Genomic DNA, 21,425 nt, shown 5'->3' on the forward strand with positions numbered 1-21,425 from the left:
TTTTATTTTGATAATATAAAATTAAAACCAAGTCTTACCCCGTAATAAATTATTATTATACCACATATCCTATTGATTCCCTTAATTGATTTTTCATTAAAACTGTGCTTGAAAATCGACATAATAGCTGCAAGAGAAGTAAACCAAAAAATTGATGCCATACATGATCCCAGTATAAAGTACCAGGAGCTTTGATAAGAAAGAGATGCCCTAAATCCTCCAAGGAGAAGTGAGCCATCAATAATAGCCTGGGGATTCATCCAAGTCACAACAAAACAAGATATAATTACTTTAACTAAGCCTTTTTCTATATTAGTTTTTTCATCAATATCCGGCTTACTTCTTATAAGGCTTACTCCAATGTATATAACAACTATACATCCAACCAATAGCACAACTGATCTCAAAACTTTTGATTTTTGAATTATGGTTCCTACACCCCAAAAACAGGTTAGTGCAAGGGAAATATCAAAAAATATAGTTATAAAAGCTGTCCTAAATGCCTCTGCTCTTTTACTAGCAGTTATAGCTGAATTAATTACATATAAGTTCTGCATACCAATTGGAGCCACATAAGAAATTCCAAGTAAAAATCCTTGTAAAAAATATCTAATCATTTTTCCACCTCTAAAAATTCATATTATAGAATTTCCAAGTAAAAAATAAAAACTCTATAAAATTAATTATATTTATTAAAGTGCCAATGTCTTCAACCAAAATCTAAAATTTATACCAACCAAAAGATTTCATTATATTTATTAGACTAGGTGGAATTTTTACAATAATATTTATTAAAGCACCAGTTATCAATTGGATTAATAACTGGTGCTTCATCAAATTATATTAAGTTTATATTAGGTTCATATTGAGTTATACTAAAAAGTTACCTTTTTCCCATCATATATACATTGAAGTATCTTTTTCATCTGATCAAAATCTATAGGCCTTGGATTAGCTCCTGTACATGCATCTAAGAGAGCATTCTTTGCTATAAAATCAACATTTGAATTGAAATCATCTTTACTTATACCATAATCTTTTAAAGTCAAAGGTATGTTCATTTCCTTATCCATATCTTGTACCATTTTAACTAGAGAATCTACCAATTCATCTTCAGTAGTTCCTTTAAGTCCTAATATTTTAGCTATATTAGCATATCTATCTCCACAAGCTTTTTTATTAAAATCTAAAACATATGGAAGATATATTGCATTAGCGCATCCATGTGGTATGTGCCATACAGCTCCTGTTTTATGTGCTAAACTATGGGTTATACCAAGAAGTGCATTAGAAAATGCCATACCTGCTAAACATTGTGATATATGCATTTTATTTCTAGCATCTTTATCACCCTTATAGGATTTAAATAAGTTATCCCTTGTCATAATTATAGAATGTATTGCAAGTGGATCTGAAATATCTGACCTAGCTGATGCTACATAAGCCTCTAGTGCATGAGTTAATGCATCCATACCAGTATGTGCAGTTAATTTAGGTGGCATTGTCTGGGCTAATGCTGGATCAACTATAGCTATATCTGGTGTCAAATTGAAGTCAGCTAAAGGATACTTTATTTTAGCTTTGTAATCAGTTATTACTGAAAATGAAGTAACTTCAGTAGCTGTTCCACTAGTAGAAGCTATAGCTACAAATTTAGCTTTTTGTCTTAATTCTGGTAATCCAAATGGAACAATTGCTTGTTTGAAAGTAAAATCTGGATATTCATAAAATAACCACATAGCCTTTGCAGCATCTATTGGTGAACCTCCTCCAATAGCAACTATCCAATCTGGTCCAAATTCTGTCATTATTTTAGCGCCTTTCATAACAGTTTCCACAGATGGATCTGGTTCAACACCTTCTATTAGTTTAACTTCTATGTTTGCTTCTTTTAAGTATTCTTCTACCTTGTCAAGGAAACCAAATCTCTTCATGGATCCTCCTCCAACAACTACTACAGCTTTCTTACCCTTTAACGTTTTCAAAGCACCCAAAGCGTCTTCTCCAAAGTAAATGTCTCTTGGCAACGTAAATCTCTCCATTATTATTCCCCCTAATTTTATTTCCATATATTTTTATTCCCATATATTTCATTAGCAAAATTCGTACCAATCAACTTACTTACTTTTGAAATTTTCTATATCATTAGATATTATACCCAAAGCCATACCAGTTAAGGTTTCGAGGTACTTTTATAGCTTTTCCAACTTTAGGTTTATCTTTAATAATACTAGTACCACTGTTCAAAAAAAAAGCAGGATTTTGATCAAATAAAGAACACAATCTTCAGACAATTCTGTAATGTTATTATTTGGATGATAGCCGTATATTCCTTTGTATTACATTAAAATTTTCATAATACTATATTTTATTTCATCTATTAAGTGTACTCTTTTTGTACACTATTAATAGACAACTGATAGTTGAATTTTTTCTTGTTTTATTTTAGGCACTGTTCTGTAAATTTTCTATAAATAAATACCTTCTAACAGGTGATGATACTTTACCCAGTTAACTCCAAGGACACTTCCCAATGAAATAAAAGTGGTCGTCCATATAAGAGCTCCTATATATGCGTTAACTGAAAATTTTTTATATGATATATGTGCAATGCCTGAAACATACCCCGTAACATGCCTTACACCTGGAATAAAGTATGCTATAATTAACAGTTTATTACCATACTTTTGAAGCCATAGAAATACCTTATCAAATTTATTTTTATTCATATGAATATAATGTCCATGCTTTTCGAAAAAAGCTGATCCTAATATTCTTCCAATAAAATAAGATAGAGTTATACCTATACTTACTCCAAGCGAAGCAATTAATATACTTATAATCAAACTCATTTTTCCCTTATAAATAACATATCCACAATAAGTCATAAGCGCTTCTCCAGGTAATGGAAATGCTATAAGTTCCAGCATTAACGCTATTAATAATACAATATATCCATAATGATTAAATAATCCTATTACAAACTGCAAAATTTTCACCTCACATATACAAGTATAACCCTTAATTTTTATTAGTAACTATAGAGTTCTCAACAAAAATCAATTTATCCGATTGCTGCCATTGCTAACACCTGTATCTGAACTTAAGAATCACTTTATACTGCAAAATGTGCTATCAATTTGTTTTCTATTACTTCATATAAACTTTGAATTTTTCTTCTTAATATTAAATTGTATATGTAGTTTGTTATCCATACAATTACATATGCTGCAATAACATCCATAGGATAATGGTTACCTACATATACTCTTGAAAATCCTACAATCAACGATAAAAAGGTTAATATTAGACTAAGTGACTTATTATAATTTTTAAAGCCTAATGCTATACTCATTGTCCCTGCTGCATGGTCACTTGGAAATGATGCATTACTTGTATGAGGTAATAATAAATTTACTTTATTATGAACAAAAGGTCTGTCTACATAATAAATGCCCCCGATAATGCAGTTTAAAATTAAGTTTAATGAAGTAATAAATAAGGCATTAACAGCACCTTTCCTATATTTAGAATTCCTTTTTACAATTCCTAAAATAAATACCGCACTAAGAACTGCCACAAATATGAAAGGCGAATATTTAGAAAAGAAAATCATTATCTTGTCCAAAATTAAATTTTTATTTGCTAAGTTGTTTATTAATCTAAAAAGTTCCATGTTCATTCTTAACTGTCACCCCTACAAAGCAGTAATTAATTTTATCCGATCGCTACCATTGCTAACACCCCCATCGCACACAGCAAAAGCGACTATACCAAATCAAAGATTTGGTATATCTGCTTTTCTATCAAAGTGGGGGATAAGCACTGCTACGCGCCTGGATAAGTTCTTCTAAGGTTCAGCTGGAGAAAGTCATCCTTATAAGCAAACTCCATCTGAACCTAAGAATCACTTGATTACATCATATATTATATCATTTAAAATTAAAACTGCATTAAGGGATTCCTTAATTTTCCCACACATATTTTAGATCAAATTTCAAGTGTTGCATATATTAATCATATCTGACAAAGGAAATATTAATGTAACTTTAGTTCCCTTATTTATATCAGAGTTAATACTAATTTTCAGCCCTAATTTTGAACAAAGCTTTTCACATAAATATAGTCCCATTCCTGTACTTTTGCTAAACTTTCTTCCGTTCTCACCAGTAAACCCCTTTTCAAAAACTCTATTTATATCTCTATCTACTATACCTACTCCATTATCCTCTATAGTTAACATTACTACATTAGCTTTCTTCGCTGAATATATAATTATCATTGGGTCCTTAGTACTTGAGTACTTTATAGAATTTCCTATTATCTGATTTATAATAAATTCAACCCATTTTCCATCAGTATATACAATTTCATCAATATCTTTTATATCTAATTTTATTTTCTTATGAATAAAATCTCTATAATTTCTTTTGGCTACATTTCTTACTGCATTATCAAGGCTAATTTGCTTTATAATATAGTCTTTACTCACATTGTTACTTCGTGAATAATAAAGTACCTGTTCTACAAATCCCTCAATTCTATCCAGTTGGGAGTCTATTTTATTAGTTACTTCATTTTGATTATTTTCAAGTATCAGCTTTGTAGAAGCTATTGGTGTCTTAATTTCATGTACCCAGGTCTCTATGTATTCTCTATAATCTGCTTGACTATCCTTATAATATTTCACATTCTCATGCATATTTCTGCTTACCACTTTAAGTATAGAATTAAGTTTTTCTCCTTCTATAAAGCTTGCTTCCTTTATTACCTCTGGGAGCAGATATTTCTTGTCCAATTTTTCTAATATGCTATCAATTTCATCATAATAATTTTTATATTTTATAAATTGTAAGGCCATATATGAAACTAATGGTAAAAACCAGACGCAAAAAAGCAATACAATTATACTGAAGCTAACATTAATAGCAAGCATTATAATTGATAACACAATAAATATCAGCATATTACATGATATTATTACCATTTTATCTTTAATAAATTCACCTATACTCATGGCATTATATACCCTAACCCTCTTCTTGTCTCTATTGGATTTTCTATACCTATCTCTTCAAGCTTCTTTCTTAATCTGTTAATATTAACAGTTAAAGCACTGTCATCTACAAAATAGTCTACTTTCCACAAGTATTCCATAAGTAAATCTCTTTTTACTATACTTCCCCTATTATTTATTAAATAAGAAAGTATCTTAACCTCATTTTTAGTTAGCTCTAAAGATTTGTCTTTATAAATAACCGTTGCATTTGAAAGATTTAAATTAAAATCTTTGTAATTTAATATATTATTAGTTTTTAAGTTTCCATATGTTCTTTTTAATATATTTGTCATCCTTGCAAGTAGTATTTCTGTATTATAAGGTTTTGTTATAAAATCGTCTGCCCCCAAATTCATACTAATTAATTCATCTGCGTCACTATCTCTGCTAGTAACTATTATAATAGGAACATCTGAGGTTTTACGTATTTCTCTACATATATAATAGCCATCAAACTGTGGGAGATTTATGTCTAGCAATATAAGGTTTGCATTCTCATTTTCAACATATTGTATTATATTATTAAACTCTACAGGAGCTTTCGCTTCGTATCCATATTTCATTAAAAAGCTTTGTAATTCTTCTCTTATAACTTCATCATCTTCAATAATAATAATTTTTCTCATTATTTTCTTTACCTTTCTATATAGAAGACTATTAAACTTTGGCAAACAAAATTTAATAGCCCTAATAATTATTATAATATTAGATATTATTTTTTACTATATTTTTATATCCTGTATATGTTGTATAGAAATATCCTGCGTAAACTGCAATAAATAATAACGCTGTTATTAAAGCTGAAAATCTAATATCTATTTGATTAAACTTACTCATCTCTCCATTAACTACTGAAATGCCAATAATAGAATGAATTATCGCAAGCATAACTGGGAGACTAAAATATATCAGAGTTTGAATGAAGATTGTTTTATCTATCATTTTTTTGTTTGCACCAATTCTCTTTAAAGCTTTATATCTTTCTATACTATCACTAGCTTCTGACAATTGCTCAAGAGCAAGCACTGCCATGCTAGTTATTAGAAATACTATCCCTAAATATATTCCAATAAACAATACTGCTGTTGTTCCGCTCTTACTTCTAGAATAAATATCATCCTTTGAATACGCATCCATATTTGAAATACTTAAGCTCTTATACTTGTGATTTAATAAATTCTCGTGTATTTCACTATATTTTTTATTATTTTGTTGCCTATTTTTATTTAAATACATCACATTAAGTATGGATCTATTAATTTCATTAGAACCAGGTAAAAATTTATCATTTATAACTATCGTTAAATAAGTATCCTGCATAATATAATTTGCAAGATTTTCATCTATTATTTTGTCGTTTTTCACTAAATACTCTTTTCCTTTAATATTAACTTTCTTACTACTTTTAAGCTTTCCATGAGCTAACTTAACCAGCTCATTATAGTTGGACATAAATAAAACTTCATCCTTGTTTAAGCTTATTTCTTTTTTTCCTTTCAGTTTCAACATTTTATTATAATCGGATATTTTAACAAAGGATACCCTATCATCCTTATGATCTTCATCTGTAATTGATAATAAACCGCCTACTTTTACTCCTGAAAGATATTCATTGTAAACTGCATACTTTTCATTTTTACTTGTTTTAAAATTAATCTTAGCTAATACATCTTCTAAATTGTTCTTTTTACTATTATTGTATACTGTTATACTAGCATCAAAAGGTGCCTCTTTTTGAAGCCCTGCTTCAAGATCCTTCTTAAGACTTATTCCTGTAGATAATACAAGTATTGTAATAAATAACATTAAGCATATTACTGACATTGATATAAAATTTGTATTAACTTTACTACTTATTTGTTTTACTACAAATATATTCAATCCTTTTAAATATACATTCTTATTTCTATTTACTATATATAGTATAACTCCAGATAAACTAAAGAAGAATAATACAGTACCTACTACCGAGAGGACTATTAATGGCTTAAACATAGGATTTCTTGTATCCAAACCTATTTTTAGTATAGACTTATACGTAAATCCAAGTAATACCACACATAGAATAAAAGCTAATAAATATGTAAATGAATTTTTAAATTTTATATTTTCATTTTTTCTGCCTGCTGTTAGTAAATCAATTATTTTATACTTAGAAATAACAAATACATTAAATATCATAACAAGCAAAAACATTATTCCAAAGTATAATATAGTCTTACCTATAGCACTTGTTGAAACAGCAAATCTATATTCATTTATAGGAGTTTCAAATAATTTTAATGTAAAAATAGATAGAACCTGTGATGTTCCCATTCCTAATATAAGACCGACAATTAAAGATATAATTCCAACTATAAGTGTCTCTGTTACTAATATCCTGGATACTTTTCCTTTTCCCATACCTAAAGACATGTATATTCCTAATTCTTTTTTACGTTTTTTTATTAAAAAATTATTTGCATATAACTCAACTTTCGCAGGACAAAAAGACTAATTTCTCCTTGATATAACAAGGCAAAGCAGCAATAAAACTATCTATTATTGAGTCAATAACGTTCTTTGAAAGAAGAAGTTTTTCAGTTAATACACTTTTTAGAATATCTATAATAATATTCATTACTTCACAAAATTGGATATCTTGAAGTTCATCACAGCATTGATAAAAAAAACCACCAATAGTTCTAACGTCATTATTCTTACGGCTCTCTAAAGTAAGCATAATGTATCTGGTAAAAACTATAGAAGTATGTGAAACCATGGAATCATAAGAACGCCCTTGAAACTCTTTAGCGAGTTTTAGAAAAGACTTGTTCATTTTAAAGAAAACCTCTATATCCCAGCGTTTTCCATAAATTCTTATTATCTCATTGTCATCTAAGGATATATTTGTAGAAATTAAAGCAAGCCATTTTCTACTTCTGTTTCTATCTCTTACAAATACAATTTTTGCTTTTACCTCATTACTATTTTTGTCAGAGCCAATACCTACAATAACAGAAGAAAGAATTTTTGCCTTACCACGCTTTTTTCTTAAATTAGCATAGAGATTTTTAAGGTTCAATAACTTACCGTTGTAATTGTAGTAAACCCTTGGCATTGCTTTGACCATAGCAATAGTATTAAGTTTGAGTTCTAAAATCTGTATAAGAGTTTTTGGGTACGTAAACCAACTGTCAAAAAGAACATATGATGCAGGAATAGCATATTTTGAAACTTGTTTAAGTAAACTAATCATAACCTCAGGTGACTTTAAAACAGCCTCCTTACGAAGTTTAGAACCATTGGTTCTTTTATCAATATTGTGGTTTTCAGGACAAAGTCTGTTTTTCTCCTTTTCGGAAGAAAGCAGAGTGAAAGCAAGAGGTAAAAAAGTATTGCCATCTGACCAACCAAGGGTGAGAAGGCGAAAGCCTTTGACATATTTATGTTCAACATGGTCATGAACTCTTGCAAGAAGTTCAACAGATTTGCTCCTGCACCTACTGTATAAAGAGTCATCAACTACAAGTACATTAACTCTATCTTTTGAAGTAAGTGGTACAATAATATTTTTTATGATTGATGAAGAAAGTAAAAACAAAAACTTTCTCCAATTAAAGTTTGGTGAATTAAGAAATCTATATACAGTATCCTTTGAAAATTGATTATTTTTTCCAGACTCCAAGTTTCTAAATAAGTTTTTTCCAGTAAAAACAAGCATAAAAATATATTGAAATATTTTAATACATGAAAATCCTTTTTCTTTAGAAAAATTGCATTGCCTAAGTATATGTCCAATTTTGTTGTCTTTAAAAAATCTATTTATAGTAAAATTAAATTGTTTATCAGTAGTATCATTTGATATAATAGTATTCATAAGAAACATTCCTTTCTTTGGTGTGGTGTTTTTAGCAATTCTATTATACCAAAAGGAATGTTTTTTTGCTTTATGTGTTTATTCTGAAGGCTTTCGCCTTAATTTTTATGTGCGAAAGTTGAGCATATAATATTAAACTCCCTAATATCATTGATACAAATACTGATACGCCAGACATCATTTCCATTAACCTGGATATGTATTTTGCATTTGAGGATTTTACATCAATAAGTGCCTTTTGTGAATCTATAGAATTAAAGCTGTAAAATATACAAACAGCCAGTATTAGTGTTAAAAAGTATATAGTATAATCCTTATAACTCTTCTTAATATTGTTTATAGCTATCTTAGAATACATTGTTGTCATCACCTCCAAGAAGAGTTATAACTTCTATAATTTTATTAAAGAATTCTTTTCTAGTATCACCGCTTCTTATAAGCTCGTTAAAAATCCTTCCATCTTTAATAAAAAGTATTCTATGAGCATAGCTAGCTGTAAAAGAATCGTGAGTAACCATAAGTATTGTAGTCTTTAAATTCTTATTTAGCTCTTCAAATCTTTCAAGTAATAACCTAGCAGACTTTGAATCCAGTGCTCCTGTTGGCTCGTCTGCCAGTACTAAGGATGGGTTAGTTACTATTGCTCTTGCTGAGGCAACTCTTTGCTTTTGTCCTCCTGACATTTGATAAGGATATTTATTCAATACTTGTCCTATTTCTAAATATTTAGCTACTGCTTTTATTTTTTCATCTATTTCTGAAATTTTCTCGCCTTTTATTGTTAATGCTAAAGCTATATTCTCATAAGCTGTAAGAGTATCTAATAAGTTAAAGTCTTGAAATATAAAGCCTAACTCATTTTGTCTAAACTTGTCCAATGCTTTTGATTTTAACCTGGTAATGTCACTACCATTTATTATTATCTTTCCCACAGTAACATTATCAATGGTTGATATACAGTTAAGTAATGTAGTTTTACCACTTCCTGAAGGTCCCATTATTCCAACAAACTCTCCTTCATCTACCTTAAAGCTGATATCATCTATAGCCTTTGTTACATTATCTTTACTACCATAATACTTTTCAATTTTTTCTACACTTAATATATTTTGCATTCCCAATTCTCCCTTTTTTCTTAGTACTATTCTAAACATTAATAATTTTGTTATCTGATTACATCACCATCAAGTGATTCAATTTTGCATGTATATCACTTAATCCGTTATTTGTCTCATTGGTAATTGATACATTAATATAAATACCCATGATATTATATAACCATACCTCGGTTGCTGCTCCGTAATTAAATAAAGCAGCACAAAACCACAAAAAATTATATATAGTAAGTTTATTAGCTTATTATGTAAATATTGTTTTACATGAAATAATCATCTATATATACACATCATTAAAATAATATATAATATTTGAGAATAAAAGAATAATACTATGCTCAAAGTAAATCTTGAATTTAATATGCTAATCGCACCTGTAGACCAATATGCTCCTGAAAAATCACCACTTGACCATTGTCCTATAAATTTAACTATATAAAATCCAATTAATTCATACAATGGTGTACTCGTCAATCTCTCTTTAATAATAGACTTACAAGCTGATTCAACTTTATCATAATTAAAATTATATTTTTCTGATACTTGACTGTCTTCATTATTCCACATACCTAGAGCTTTAATATTTGTACCTTTTAAGGCAGAGGTCCATACAGCTGGTTCTCTTCCATGCCACAGCGAATATTCTGTTATATTCAATCTTAACAATATGGTATTCGTAGTGCCTAATGGAATTAAAAATGAAACTATTAATAATATACTTATCATAATGCTTTTTTTATTTTGATAATAAATTATTAAATAAGAAATGTACGCTATAATAACAACAATACCTACCATTCTAAAAAGATTACCTATACTTAATAATAATCCTGAAGCAAGAGCCCACAGTGAACTCTTTTTATTTTTTATTACTAAAATAAATATGTAGATACTTCCTAAAAAAAATGTTATAGCTAAATTTTCTGAACAAATTACAGAATTATAAAATATAAATGCTGGAAATACACATGCTATAAAAGAAATTATGATTGATTCCTTTTTATTTCCGTATAATTCTATACTTATCAAATAAATAATATATACATTTATTGTTGATAAAATAATGTTTATTAATTTAATTACCAGTAAAGCATTTGGAAATAATTTAATTATCATTCCAAAATATAATGTTAATATCGCTAAATGGGGAAATCTTGCTATATAGCTTGTACCTTTAAAGGCTGAGTAGTCTCCATATGCAAATTTTTGACCACAATTATAAATTATTTCAAAATCTGAAAATGGTTTAACATCTATTAATAAAATGTATAATAGCCTTAATGAAAATGCTAATAACAAAATTATTAATAATATTACTTTATCAGAGTAACCTTTTTTTAAAAGTTTACAAATAAAGTATCCTATTAATGAACAAATTAAAAATAAAATTAAGCTACTTATTATTAAGTATATTATATTTTTGAATGATAACTTTATAAGACTTAAAAATGACATTCCTATACTTCCTAATATAATCAATAGGAAAAGATTTTTTAAAGATATATTCATGAAGTTTGTAAACTTTTTTTTGATATAATTCATATCGCGCTCCTTTGCAATATTATTGATAGTTTATATAATATTTTCATTTTGAGATATTAACTGGCCCTATTAACGTCATTTCATGTAACTTATTTTATAAGATTCTATTTATATCATCAATTGAACTATATTTCATTAACATTACATTTTTGTTATATTGTTTTCTTTAACATAAACAGAGTTCTAAGTGCTTCAGCACTTAGAAGGCGTTATCCTTTAGGAAAAATCATTATTCAGGGACATAGCTGCTCTAATACTCCTACTTGGAGAAGTTGGAGTATTAGAGCAGGTAGTCATCGGATAAAAACCTTCATATATATGATTAAGAATTTATCATAAAATCATGTGATAAATATATTCCCAAATTTCATGTTAAATTTTGTACCCTATTCTACTTAACTAGAATCATTTTTATAAACTTTCAAAACAAAAAGTAAAATAATGCTGTAGCACTATTTTTAAAGTAGTTCCACAGCACTTGTAAGGTGTGTAAAAAGTATATTTAACATTCTTTACTTTTCATATAATCATTAATTTTATCCAGATAGTATTTATGCTCTCTAATCATATGGTCTGGGAGGATCTTGAATACTTTTTAAATAATCTTCTGGGTACATAAGTTGAAGTCTAAATTCCATAGCTTCATTTATTTGATGACTAATAAGAGTTGGCGGCAAATTCATCTCTAATTTACAGGTCAAAAGACCTTTAAGTATACTTACTTTAAAATTTATGAGGTCATTAAGAACTTCAATTAAACCAGATGTATTTTCATCAAAATTGTCCTCACTTTCAATTTTGTCCATAGTTTTTTGAAAAAAGTTTCTAAAAATTATTGTTTTCTGAATATATGGTAGTTCTTTAGATGTTAATGCACTATTTTGAAATATAGCATGATCTCTCATTATACCTGTCCAAAATAATAGATCTTGTTTTTCATTAGGCAAAAAAATTTCCTCCATACAACTTTTATAATCTACATTTAGTTTATGTACGTTCTTCAACATTGTTACCATAAAACTTATTCATTCTAATATGACCCATTTTTTTCATTTACATACTTTGTAATATTAACCATAACTTTTATAAATACAACCACTATTGTTCCAATTGTAATTAATCCACCTATAGTAATTAAAAATATTTCTAAGCCTCGCGACACCTAATCTCACTCCTCTTCTTAAAGTTTAATATTATTTTTATTATTATCACATATTAACTAACATATACACTTATCTCTATTAGTAATGGTATAAAAGACGAGAAAAAAGCCGATTATTTTAACCGGCTCTAATACTCACACCTTCCAGTCTTCACAATTCCACACATTCGTTGCAATTTCTTCATAAAACTCTGGTTCATGGCACACTAAAATTATGCTGCCGTCATATTCCTTTAAAGCACGCTTAAGCTCATCTTTAGCATAGATATCTAAGTGATTAGTTGGTTCATCCAAAACTAATATATTGGTTGGTTTATTGATGATCTTGCACAATCTAACTTTGGCCTGTTCTCCTCCACTCAATATATTAATAGGACTGTCTATGTGCTGTCTTGTGAGTCCACATTTAGCAAGGTCACTTCTAACCTCAGTTTGGGTCAAATCAGAAAAAGTCTTCCAAACATCATATAAAACCGTATGGGTATTACTTTCTGCAACTTCCTGCTCAAAGTAGCCTATTTTTTTATAGTCACTTAAAACTACTTTACCATTTACAGGTTTTAATAATCCAAGCAAACTTTTTAATAGAGTTGTTTTTCCTAAGCCATTGGCTCCAGTTATTGCAATTTTTTCTCCTCTTTTCATTTTTAGATTTAGAGGTCTGCTTAAAGGCTTATCATATCCAATAACTAAATTGCTGGCTCTAAAAATTACACTTTCCGGCATTTTTACACTTTTAAAATTAAAGCGAGGTTTTATAAGGTTCTTTTTAATTTCTATTCTTTCAATTTTACTTAGCTTTTTTTCTCTTGCCTTTGCTTGTTTTGCCGTTGCAGCTCTCGCTTTATTTTTTCTCACATAATCTTCAAGCTTTGCAATTTCATTTTGCTGCTCTTTGTATTCAATCTGCAGCTGCTGTTTTCTTATTTCATAAAGCCTGAGAAAATAATCATAATTTCCGTGATATCTAGTTAAGATTTTGTGTTCAAGGTGATATATTACATTGACAACGCTGTTTAAAAAGCTGTTATCATGGGATATCAATATAAAGGCATTCTCATAATTTATTAAATAGCTTTTTAACCATTCTATATGTTCTTCATCCAGGTGGTTAGTAGGCTCATCTAATAACAAAATGTCTGGTGCTTCAAGTAAAAGCTTAGCAAGTAAAACCTTTGTTCTTTGTCCACCGCTTAAATCTGAAACGTCTTTATCTAAAAGTTCTCTAATCCCAAGACCTGCTGCTGTAGATTGTATTTTTGAATTAATACTGTAAAAGTTGTTTTTGTCTAAAGTTTCTTGCATATTTGATAGCTTATTGAGAGCTTTGGATAATTCCTTTTCATCCATAGTACCAAGCTTGTTGCATAAGTCACTTATTTTTTTCTCTATATCAAATAACTTCGAAAATGCGCCCTTTAAAGTGTCTAATGTAGTATTTCCTTTTTTTAGATCAACATGCTGATCCATATAGCCTATGCTAAATTTAGGATTCCATTCAATTGTACCCTCATCTGGCAAAAGCTCTCCCGTAATAATTTTCATAAAGGTTGACTTACCTTCCCCATTAGCACCAATAAGACCAATATGCTCTCCTCTTAATAATTTAAAAGATGTATTTTTAAATAATACTCTTTCACCAAATGAATGGCTCATATTTTCAACTGTTAAAATACTCATTATTTCTTTACTTCCTTTATCTATGTATTTCCAAATTAATATATTATGCGCTTTTAAAGCATATCATTTCATGCTATAAATACTCAAGCTCATAAATATTTCTGTATTATATGTGACTATATAAAACAACGGTATATTAGCATACTTTTTTATGCTAATATACCGTTTTACATTAACCATGCTTTTTTTGTTTTCTGATTATTCTTCTAATACTATTTTCTGTTAAGTAATATTGTTTAGATAAGCTTTTAACAGATATTCCTGTACAATACTTATTAAAAATTTCTTTATTCCTTATATAAAGATACTTTTTGGTTTCAGTATTTTCTCCCCAGGATTTTTTATTTTCATTTTTCCTAGGAATGTAAATATATCCTCCATCGGTATATTTTTGAATTGCTTGAATTATACATTGTGGTAATACATTCTGTGCCTTTTCATATTTCATAAGTCATCTGCTCCAATCTACATTTACTTTGTAAATAGTGAAGCAAAGACTGAACAAAACATGTAAAAACTAAATTGATAAATTATAGGGTCGCTAATTAACTTATACACTACTCATAATGATTTAAAAATGTCATTTTGAAACATACATAAATTAAGTTTAACATTGTTTTCCCTGCAGCTCCAAACAAAATTTTTCCATGTTTTTACAATCTTTGCATGGAGCTAACTCTTATAACTAAAATCATTATAAATTCCCCCTTTTTTCCTTAATCTACTAATTGTATATTTACAATAATTATTCTATGAACTCATACATCATAAAAACTATTGAAGATTCGAAATACAATCAAATTAAGTATAATATAAACTCCAACATTTTCAAAGCTTTAATTTAAGATGACTTCAATAACAAATTTAAAATTTATCTATAAACATCTAAAGAATGTCCATGCAGGCTTTTAAGTTTAACACTTGATGAAATAACTCTTTTATAATCTTTATTAAATAAAGTTTTAAGAGTATTAGCCTCATAATTAATTCCATAATCTAAAGCATCATTTTTTCCCATGTTTATAACACCTGCTTCCTCGAATACAGGTTTTATTAGAACTTTATATTCTTCTATAGCTTTATCAAAACTTTTTGTATTTGAATAATCTACATTTGCAAAAGTATTCATAATTTTTTGTGCATATTCCTTATTAGTGGCACGTTCTAAGCTTTTTACAGCATAGTATTTACTATTTTTATCTGTAACCATGTCAATTTTGATGTTTACACGTTTCAGGTCTTCAATTACAGTTGATATTTCTGGCTCTGAATCTATAACCTTTTGTATTCTTGCAGACATAGTTGAATTAAGTAACTTCTGCTGCTCTACATTTAGATTTTTTTCTGCATAAGAACTTACCTTACCTTTAGCTATCCCCATTTCTGCATAGTCACTATAATCCATACCACCTAAAGTATTTACAATAGAACATGCATAATCCATAACCTTTGAAGAATCCACTAATTCTTTTAAAGTAAAATCAACTCCATTTACCTTAAACTTAGTATTTAAGTTTTCTATATTATTGGAAACACCTTTTGAAATATTTCTTTTCATTTCTCCAACAAGATCAGTTATTCCTTTTTTTATTGACGTTTCATCCTCTTTTAAACTACTGCTATCACTAAAATTTTGAGCTATTTTTGCTACAAAATTATTTACATAATAATCATAATAATTTACATCTTTTCCTTGAGCTTTAGAAGCAAATACATCTAAATAATCTTTATTTAAAGTTTCACCTTCAATCTTACAATAACTAGTTACAGTAAATTCCTTTCCATCTTTCCCTGTGCACTTTTCGTAGTCTATATCTTCTGATGGTATATATAATATTTCTGATGGAGCTCTGTTTGTTTCATTAACATTTGCATTTTCAATCTTTAAGGCTTTACTTGTATCAAATTTGGCTTTTGTAATATCGCCATTTTTATCCCATAAATTTTCATTTGTATAAAGTCTGTTTTCTGCTGAATTTGAGATACTATTAACATTCATAATTCAAAACTCCTTCTATAATAAATAAAAATACGTTAACAATATTCTCGTAGTAAATTTTCAAAGCTTTACCAATATTGTTAGCTACCTCCTGATGTTGTTGAAAAGTATTGTTTTAAATTTGAGAGTTAAAATACTTGTTTTATATATTTGTTAGGATAGAAAAACGGTCCAGGAGATTTTAAGGAAAGCTTTTATTTTAAATGTTTTAGGGGATATAATAAAAAATGAAACTAAATTTATAGATGAGCCACTGGTAGGGTGAGATATTATGGAGAAAAAGAAAAAAATATATAAAGTTATTGATTTAGCTAAAATGTATGGTGTTCATTCCAATACTATAAGACTATATGAAAAGCTAGGCTTTATATCTAAAGCAAAAAGAAATATAAATAACTACCGCATATTTGGAGAATTACATGTACTACAAATAAAGGTTTGCCGGTGCATTTTTGGCTATCCTTTTACAAACAGTCACATAAGAAATGCCGGCAATAAAATCATGTGGTCAATATCAAAAAAGCAGTGGGATGAAGCAGAACAAAATACAGATTGTTATATACAGATAATTGAACAGGAAATTAAGAAGGCTCAAAAGACCTGTGAAATGCTGCAGAATTGGGCAAACTCAACTAAAAATAATGAAATTTTTTTAGAAAATAAAATGCTATCACGTAAAGATATTGCTAATTATATGGGAGTCACTGCTGAAGCCATTCGAAACTGGGAAAGGAATAGGTTAATTCTTCCAGAAAAAGTAGGTACAAAAGGTGAAAAACTTTATTCAAGTACTGATTTAGGAAGAATACACATTATATACATGTTATTACAGTCGGGATATAGCATGGCCTCGATCCATCGTAGTATTTCAATGTATGATAAAGGACATGCCGAGTTAGTGGCATCATCACTGGACTGTCAAGAGTATGATGATTTTTTCTCAGTTGGAGATCGCTGGCTTTATGAACTAAATAAACTACTAGAAGCAGCTCAAAAAATACCTTCAATTATTGAAGAGATGAAAAACTTGTCCGATGACTACCTGCTCTAATACTCCCACTTCTCCAAGTTGGAGTAAAGAGCAGCTACGTCCCTGGATAACGATTTCTAAGCATCAGGTGGAGTTAAAACTCCATCTGATGCCAAGAACTCTGTTTATAAAAAACCTTACACTTGCACACCACCCTATATTTTCTATGTTATTTTTTAATAGAAGGATGGTGTGTTGTTTTTTCATCCTAAACTATAAAAACTGGAGGTAAAACAATGATAAGTAAGGTTTTTGAAGTTATCACGAAAGAACGTGCAGTAGGAACAGCTGCAAATGATGAAATAGTAAATTTTTTAGAAAATAAGTTTAAACATATGAACTATTCAATAAAGTCTCTGCCATTTGAATGTACTGTTTGGGAAAAGGCAAAATCAACTCTTATGAGTAGCAATCACTTGTTCCAGGTTGATCCAAGTCCCTTTTCTGAGCCTTTTAAAGGAATTGGTAAATTGATTATGGTTAAAACTGTGAAGGAATTAGAGGATATTGATTGTAATGATGTTATTTTAGTATTGTCAGGAAAGCTTGCAGAAAGTCCTTTGCAGCCCAAGGACTATCCATTTTATTATCCGAAAGAGCATAAATATCTTATTTCTCTACTTGAAAGAAAGAAGCCAAAGGCAATTATTGCTGTAACAGGTAAAAATCCATTAAATGGGCAAAATCCATTTCCGCTTTTTGAAGATGGAAACTTTTTAATACCATCAGCAAATATAAATGATCAAACCTTATCAAAAATTGAGGCCGCGGAGCTTTTAGGTAAGGTTGTAAATTTAACAATAGATTCCCATAAGAGATTGTCTAAAAGCCGACAGATTGTAGCATTAAAGAAAGCTGAAAAATCAATGGGTAAAATTGTTATAGGTGCTCATATGGACACAAAATATAATACACCTGGAGCTTTGGATAATGCAGCAGGAGTTGCAGTGTTGCTGCAGGTGGCTAAAGTATTGAAATCTACAGCATACGATATAGAGATTGTACCATTTAATAGTGAAGAATTTTATGGTGCGTGTGGTGAAATGGAATATTTAAAATTAATTGATAATGAAAAAGATAGAATTAGGCTCATGATTAATATAGATTCACCATGCCATAAGGGAGCTGAAACTGCCATTTCCTTTCACAATCTGAGTGATAATATAAGTGACATTATAAACTGCACTATAGGTAAGAGTGAAAAAATTGTTAAAGGTAAGGATTGGTATGCCGGAGATCATGCTCCTTTTATATTTCGTGGTATACCTTGTTTAGTAATAACATCATCAGATCTTTTTAGTGGTGCCTTAGAATACACCCATACGCGAAAAGATACGTTGGATAGCATTGATTTTGACATGATTGGCCATATAGTTAAATATATAACTGAAATTATCTCAACTCTTTCTGTTTAAGTATTTCTAGAATGAATAAATTTGGATTCTAAATTTAAACTGCATAAATAAGCAGCTTAATTTTAGAATCTTTTTTAGCATATGTCCGTTATGATAAAATATAGTTAACTGCGTTTATATAAGGAGTTGATTAATACAATGGATGAAAGTAAAAAACTTTATCAAATAGGAAAAGTATCTAAAATATGCAATATTCCAATAAAAACACTCAGATACTATGATGAAATAAAACTGTTGATACCAAGAAAGATTGATCCAGACAGTAATTATAGATATTATTCAAATGACCAATTGGCTTTAGTGCTTGTGATCAAGCACTTTAAGGAAGCGGGTTTTTCATTAAAGGAAATAAAAGTTCTTTTGGGGAGAGAAAATTTAGAATATAACACAAGAAAAATTAATGAAAAATGTATACAAATTGATAATAAAATTAACGATTTAAAGATGCTAAAACAAAAATTACAGTTTTTCATAAAAGAAAGTAAGAAGGAAAAGAAAAAAAATAAGGATTTTAAAATTGAGATAAAAGAAATACCGGTTTCTTATGTTGCCTATCTCAGAAGCAAGGGACCTTGTACTATTGAAGAATTTACAGTTAGGTACTGTAAGCTGATTTCATTAGTTGAAAGAAATAATTTTCATATTATAAAAAATGCTATGGCAGTGTATTATGATAACTGTATCGATTTTGAAGAAAAAGAAAAGCAAGATTATGATATAGAAGTTTGCCTAGCTGTATCTGAGGAAAGAGAAATAGATGGTTTAGTTAGAAAGTTTGGAGGTTTTAAAGCTGTTACTGCTGTTCATTATGGAAGTTATGATAGTATGATAGATACTTATAGAAAGTTGTATAAATACATTTATGAAAATGGATATGAAATTTGCGGTGAACCTGTAGATAATTATCTTGTGGACATAATGAACACAGTAGATGAAGAAAATTATGTGACTGAACTTATAGTTCCAATAAAATCATTAAAATAAGTGTTGACTCTCCCGTTACTGTATGCAGTATTCTTTCAATTGTAGATATTCACACCAGAAATATATATCTTAGATAAGTTTGTTAACTTCGGTGAATGTCTATATGAAATTTGAAAGAGGTGTATGTAAGTTGAGCGAAAAGAGTACAAAAACTAATGAAAGCTATATTGAAAATGAAAAGCTTGGCAAGCTTATTATGAAGTTTTCAATTCCCTGCGTACTTGCAATGATGGTCAATGCTCTTTACAGTATTGTGGACCAGATTTTTATTGGTCAGGGAGTAGGCTATATTGGTAATGCAGCTACAAATATAACCTTTCCACTTGTAGTTTTAGCCTTAGGTTTTTCACTACTTTTGGGAGATGGAGCAGCTGCTTTTTACAGTATAAAATTAGGAGAAAAGAACAAAGAAGAGGGCGCTAAGGCAATAGGTAATGCAATTGTTTTGATGGTGATTTTAGGTTTGATATTTTTAGCAGTTGGATATATTTTTATGGAAAAGCTGCTTTGGAGCTTTGGGGCTACAAGCACTAACATTTCTGTAGCACTGGATTATATGAGAATAATCTTAATAGGATTTCCTTTCATGATTTTGGCAGCAGGTCTAAATTCAATAATACGTGCAGATGGCAGCCCGGAATATTCAATGCTTGCGATGATAGTAGGAGCAGTTATAAATATTGTTTTGAATCCTATACTTATATTTCATTTCAGTATGGGGGTTAAAGGTTCTGCCATAGCAACAATAATGGGACAAATCTTATCCTGCACAATTTCTCTAAGTTACCTTAAAAAGTTTAAAAACATAAAGTTTAAAAGAGAATATTTGAAGCTTGATGTAAAGGTGAGCAAGACAGTAATGCTTTTAGGAATCTCCAGTTTAATTACCCAGGCAGCAGTAACAATAATAATAATAGTAAGCAATAATATGCTTAAAATTTATGGAGCACAATCAATTTATGGCAGTGATATTCCCATATCAGCAATAGGTATTGTAATGAAAGTGAATGATCTTTTATTAGGAGTGGTAATAGGTATAGCCATAGGAGGTCAACCAATACTTGGATACAATTACGGTGCTAAAAATTTTAAACGTGTTAAAGATACCTATTTTATGCTTATAAAAATAGCAACTGTTGTATCAATAATAGGCTTTATTATATTTCAGTTTTTTACACAGGGTATAGTAAATCTATTTGGTCAAAATAGTGCATTATATAATGAATTTGCATTAAAATCTTTTAAGATATTTTTGATGCTATGTATGTTTATAGGTTTTGAACTTACAAGTTGTATTTTCTTCCAGGCTGTAGGTAAACCTGGAAAAGCAATGCTTCTCACACTATGTAAACAGACCTTCTTTATAGTTCCCCTTATGATAATTTTACCTAAATTTCTTGGAGTTTTAGGAGTTTTATATGCAGGACCCTGTGCAGAAATATTATCAGTTATAGTGACTATTATTCTTATTACCTCAGAACTTAAGGAATATCCAAAGTTAACTGTAAGTTGATTTTATCAACTAAAATCAACTTTTAATCCATTGTTATCATATATTAAAACCGTATAATTACATTATG

Annotated in this window: 19 protein-coding genes and 1 pseudogene; 4 read left to right on the top strand and 16 right to left on the bottom strand. The window is 29.0% G+C overall.

Annotated elements, in window-relative coordinates; genetic code table 11:
* Positions 1-2 precede the first annotated feature (2 nt).
* The 16 genes and pseudogenes from B5S50_RS09375 to B5S50_RS09445 form a co-directional block, all read right to left on the bottom strand.
* The gene (locus B5S50_RS09375) at positions 3-617 is read right to left on the bottom strand and encodes a LysE/ArgO family amino acid transporter (protein WP_217303652.1); all 615 of its coding nucleotides are present in this window, start codon (positions 615-617) and stop codon (positions 3-5) included.
* 258 nt (positions 618-875) lie between these two features.
* Complete coding sequence (locus B5S50_RS09380) at positions 876-2,042, bottom strand: iron-containing alcohol dehydrogenase (RefSeq protein ID WP_065078472.1); 1,167 nt, start codon at positions 2,040-2,042, stop codon at positions 876-878.
* Between the two features lie 426 nt (positions 2,043-2,468).
* The gene (locus B5S50_RS09385; RefSeq protein ID WP_242872133.1) at positions 2,469-2,999 is read right to left on the bottom strand and encodes a DedA family protein; all 531 of its coding nucleotides are present in this window, start codon (positions 2,997-2,999) and stop codon (positions 2,469-2,471) included.
* A gap of 116 nt (positions 3,000-3,115) precedes the next feature.
* On the bottom strand, positions 3,116-3,682 hold the full coding sequence (locus B5S50_RS09390) for a phosphatase PAP2 family protein (RefSeq protein WP_217303653.1): 567 nt from the start codon (positions 3,680-3,682) through the stop codon (positions 3,116-3,118).
* A 315-nt stretch (positions 3,683-3,997) separates the two neighbouring features.
* Positions 3,998-5,017 (bottom strand): sensor histidine kinase, encoded by a 1,020-nt coding sequence (locus B5S50_RS09395; protein ID WP_217303654.1) that lies wholly within the window; start codon positions 5,015-5,017, stop codon positions 3,998-4,000.
* Positions 5,014-5,685 (bottom strand): response regulator transcription factor, encoded by a 672-nt coding sequence (locus B5S50_RS09400; protein WP_217303655.1) that lies wholly within the window; start codon positions 5,683-5,685, stop codon positions 5,014-5,016. The genes B5S50_RS09395 and B5S50_RS09400 overlap by 4 nt, the downstream gene beginning before the upstream one ends.
* Positions 5,686-5,764: 79 nt before the next feature.
* Positions 5,765-7,474, bottom strand: a complete 1,710-nt coding sequence (locus B5S50_RS09405) for an FtsX-like permease family protein (protein WP_254306739.1) — start codon at positions 7,472-7,474, stop codon at positions 5,765-5,767.
* A 55-nt stretch (positions 7,475-7,529) separates the two neighbouring features.
* A complete protein-coding gene (locus B5S50_RS09410; RefSeq protein ID WP_217302540.1) occupies positions 7,530-8,918 on the bottom strand; it encodes a transposase in 1,389 nt (462 codons plus the stop codon).
* A 121-nt stretch (positions 8,919-9,039) separates the two neighbouring features.
* Positions 9,040-9,276, bottom strand: a pseudogene (locus tag B5S50_RS09415) (ABC transporter permease); the annotation flags it as partial.
* The gene (locus tag B5S50_RS09420; protein WP_217303656.1) at positions 9,266-10,033 is read right to left on the bottom strand and encodes an ABC transporter ATP-binding protein; all 768 of its coding nucleotides are present in this window, start codon (positions 10,031-10,033) and stop codon (positions 9,266-9,268) included. The gene B5S50_RS09420 and the pseudogene B5S50_RS09415, both read right to left, overlap by 11 nt.
* 273 nt (positions 10,034-10,306) lie before the next feature.
* A complete protein-coding gene (locus B5S50_RS09425) occupies positions 10,307-11,575 on the bottom strand; it encodes a glycosyltransferase family 39 protein (RefSeq protein WP_254306740.1) in 1,269 nt (422 codons plus the stop codon).
* A gap of 560 nt (positions 11,576-12,135) precedes the next feature.
* On the bottom strand, positions 12,136-12,522 hold the full coding sequence (locus B5S50_RS09430; RefSeq protein WP_217303657.1) for a DUF2935 domain-containing protein: 387 nt from the start codon (positions 12,520-12,522) through the stop codon (positions 12,136-12,138).
* Positions 12,523-12,605: 83 nt separating this feature from the next.
* Entirely contained in the window at positions 12,606-12,737 is a 132-nt protein-coding gene (locus B5S50_RS21820) for a hypothetical protein (protein ID WP_302180681.1), read from the bottom strand.
* Between the two features lie 135 nt (positions 12,738-12,872).
* Positions 12,873-14,417, bottom strand: a complete 1,545-nt coding sequence (locus B5S50_RS09435) for an ABC-F family ATP-binding cassette domain-containing protein (RefSeq protein WP_217303658.1) — start codon at positions 14,415-14,417, stop codon at positions 12,873-12,875.
* A gap of 172 nt (positions 14,418-14,589) precedes the next feature.
* Positions 14,590-14,865, bottom strand: a complete 276-nt coding sequence (locus B5S50_RS09440; RefSeq protein WP_065078484.1) for a CD3324 family protein — start codon at positions 14,863-14,865, stop codon at positions 14,590-14,592.
* A 423-nt stretch (positions 14,866-15,288) separates the two neighbouring features.
* Positions 15,289-16,416 carry a hypothetical protein gene (locus B5S50_RS09445; RefSeq protein WP_217303659.1) on the bottom strand — a complete coding sequence of 376 codons (1,128 nt, stop codon included), beginning with the start codon at positions 16,414-16,416 and terminating at the stop codon, positions 15,289-15,291.
* 271 nt (positions 16,417-16,687) lie between these two features.
* On the opposite strand from B5S50_RS09445, the gene B5S50_RS09450 reads away from it, so the two are divergent.
* The 4 genes from B5S50_RS09450 (at position 16,688) to B5S50_RS09465 (ending at position 21,358) form a co-directional block, all read left to right on the top strand.
* The gene (locus B5S50_RS09450; RefSeq protein ID WP_217303660.1) at positions 16,688-17,467 is read left to right on the top strand and encodes a MerR family transcriptional regulator; all 780 of its coding nucleotides are present in this window, start codon (positions 16,688-16,690) and stop codon (positions 17,465-17,467) included.
* Positions 17,468-17,682: 215 nt separating this feature from the next.
* On the top strand, positions 17,683-18,861 hold the full coding sequence (locus B5S50_RS09455) for a M28 family metallopeptidase (RefSeq protein ID WP_217303661.1): 1,179 nt from the start codon (positions 17,683-17,685) through the stop codon (positions 18,859-18,861).
* 138 nt (positions 18,862-18,999) lie between these two features.
* A complete protein-coding gene (locus B5S50_RS09460; RefSeq protein WP_217303662.1) occupies positions 19,000-19,845 on the top strand; it encodes a MerR family transcriptional regulator in 846 nt (281 codons plus the stop codon).
* Between the two features lie 103 nt (positions 19,846-19,948).
* Positions 19,949-21,358 carry an MATE family efflux transporter gene (locus B5S50_RS09465; RefSeq protein WP_217303663.1) on the top strand — a complete coding sequence of 470 codons (1,410 nt, stop codon included), beginning with the start codon at positions 19,949-19,951 and terminating at the stop codon, positions 21,356-21,358.
* The last annotated feature ends 67 nt before the right edge of the window (positions 21,359-21,425 follow it).

It is taken from the genome of Clostridium sp. 001 (assembly GCF_019056555.1).
Taxonomy (GTDB): Bacteria; Bacillota; Clostridia; order Clostridiales; family Clostridiaceae; genus Clostridium_B; species Clostridium_B ragsdalei.

Bases quoted from the DNA above. Each gene is read 5' to 3' on its own strand.
- B5S50_RS09375 (WP_217303652.1), bottom strand. From the start codon at position 617: ATGATTAGATATTTTTTACAAGGATTTTTACTTGGAATTTCTTATGTG.
- B5S50_RS09380 (WP_065078472.1), bottom strand. From the start codon at position 2,042: ATGGAGAGATTTACGTTGCCAAGAGACATTTACTTTGGAGAAGACGCT.
- B5S50_RS09390 (WP_217303653.1), bottom strand. From the start codon at position 3,682: ATGAACATGGAACTTTTTAGATTAATAAACAACTTAGCAAATAAAAAT.
- B5S50_RS09395 (WP_217303654.1), bottom strand. From the start codon at position 5,017: ATGAGTATAGGTGAATTTATTAAAGATAAAATGGTAATAATATCATGT.
- B5S50_RS09400 (WP_217303655.1), bottom strand. From the start codon at position 5,685: ATGAGAAAAATTATTATTATTGAAGATGATGAAGTTATAAGAGAAGAA.
- B5S50_RS09405 (WP_254306739.1), bottom strand. From the start codon at position 7,474: ATGTCTTTAGGTATGGGAAAAGGAAAAGTATCCAGGATATTAGTAACA.
- B5S50_RS09410 (WP_217302540.1), bottom strand. From the start codon at position 8,918: ATGAATACTATTATATCAAATGATACTACTGATAAACAATTTAATTTT.
- B5S50_RS09420 (WP_217303656.1), bottom strand. From the start codon at position 10,033: ATGCAAAATATATTAAGTGTAGAAAAAATTGAAAAGTATTATGGTAGT.
- B5S50_RS09425 (WP_254306740.1), bottom strand. From the start codon at position 11,575: ATGAATTATATCAAAAAAAAGTTTACAAACTTCATGAATATATCTTTA.
- B5S50_RS09435 (WP_217303658.1), bottom strand. From the start codon at position 14,417: ATGAGTATTTTAACAGTTGAAAATATGAGCCATTCATTTGGTGAAAGA.
- B5S50_RS09440 (WP_065078484.1), bottom strand. From the start codon at position 14,865: ATGAAATATGAAAAGGCACAGAATGTATTACCACAATGTATAATTCAA.
- B5S50_RS09445 (WP_217303659.1), bottom strand. From the start codon at position 16,416: ATGAATGTTAATAGTATCTCAAATTCAGCAGAAAACAGACTTTATACA.
- B5S50_RS09450 (WP_217303660.1), top strand. From the start codon at position 16,688: ATGGAGAAAAAGAAAAAAATATATAAAGTTATTGATTTAGCTAAAATG.
- B5S50_RS09455 (WP_217303661.1), top strand. From the start codon at position 17,683: ATGATAAGTAAGGTTTTTGAAGTTATCACGAAAGAACGTGCAGTAGGA.
- B5S50_RS09460 (WP_217303662.1), top strand. From the start codon at position 19,000: ATGGATGAAAGTAAAAAACTTTATCAAATAGGAAAAGTATCTAAAATA.
- B5S50_RS09465 (WP_217303663.1), top strand. From the start codon at position 19,949: ATGAAATTTGAAAGAGGTGTATGTAAGTTGAGCGAAAAGAGTACAAAA.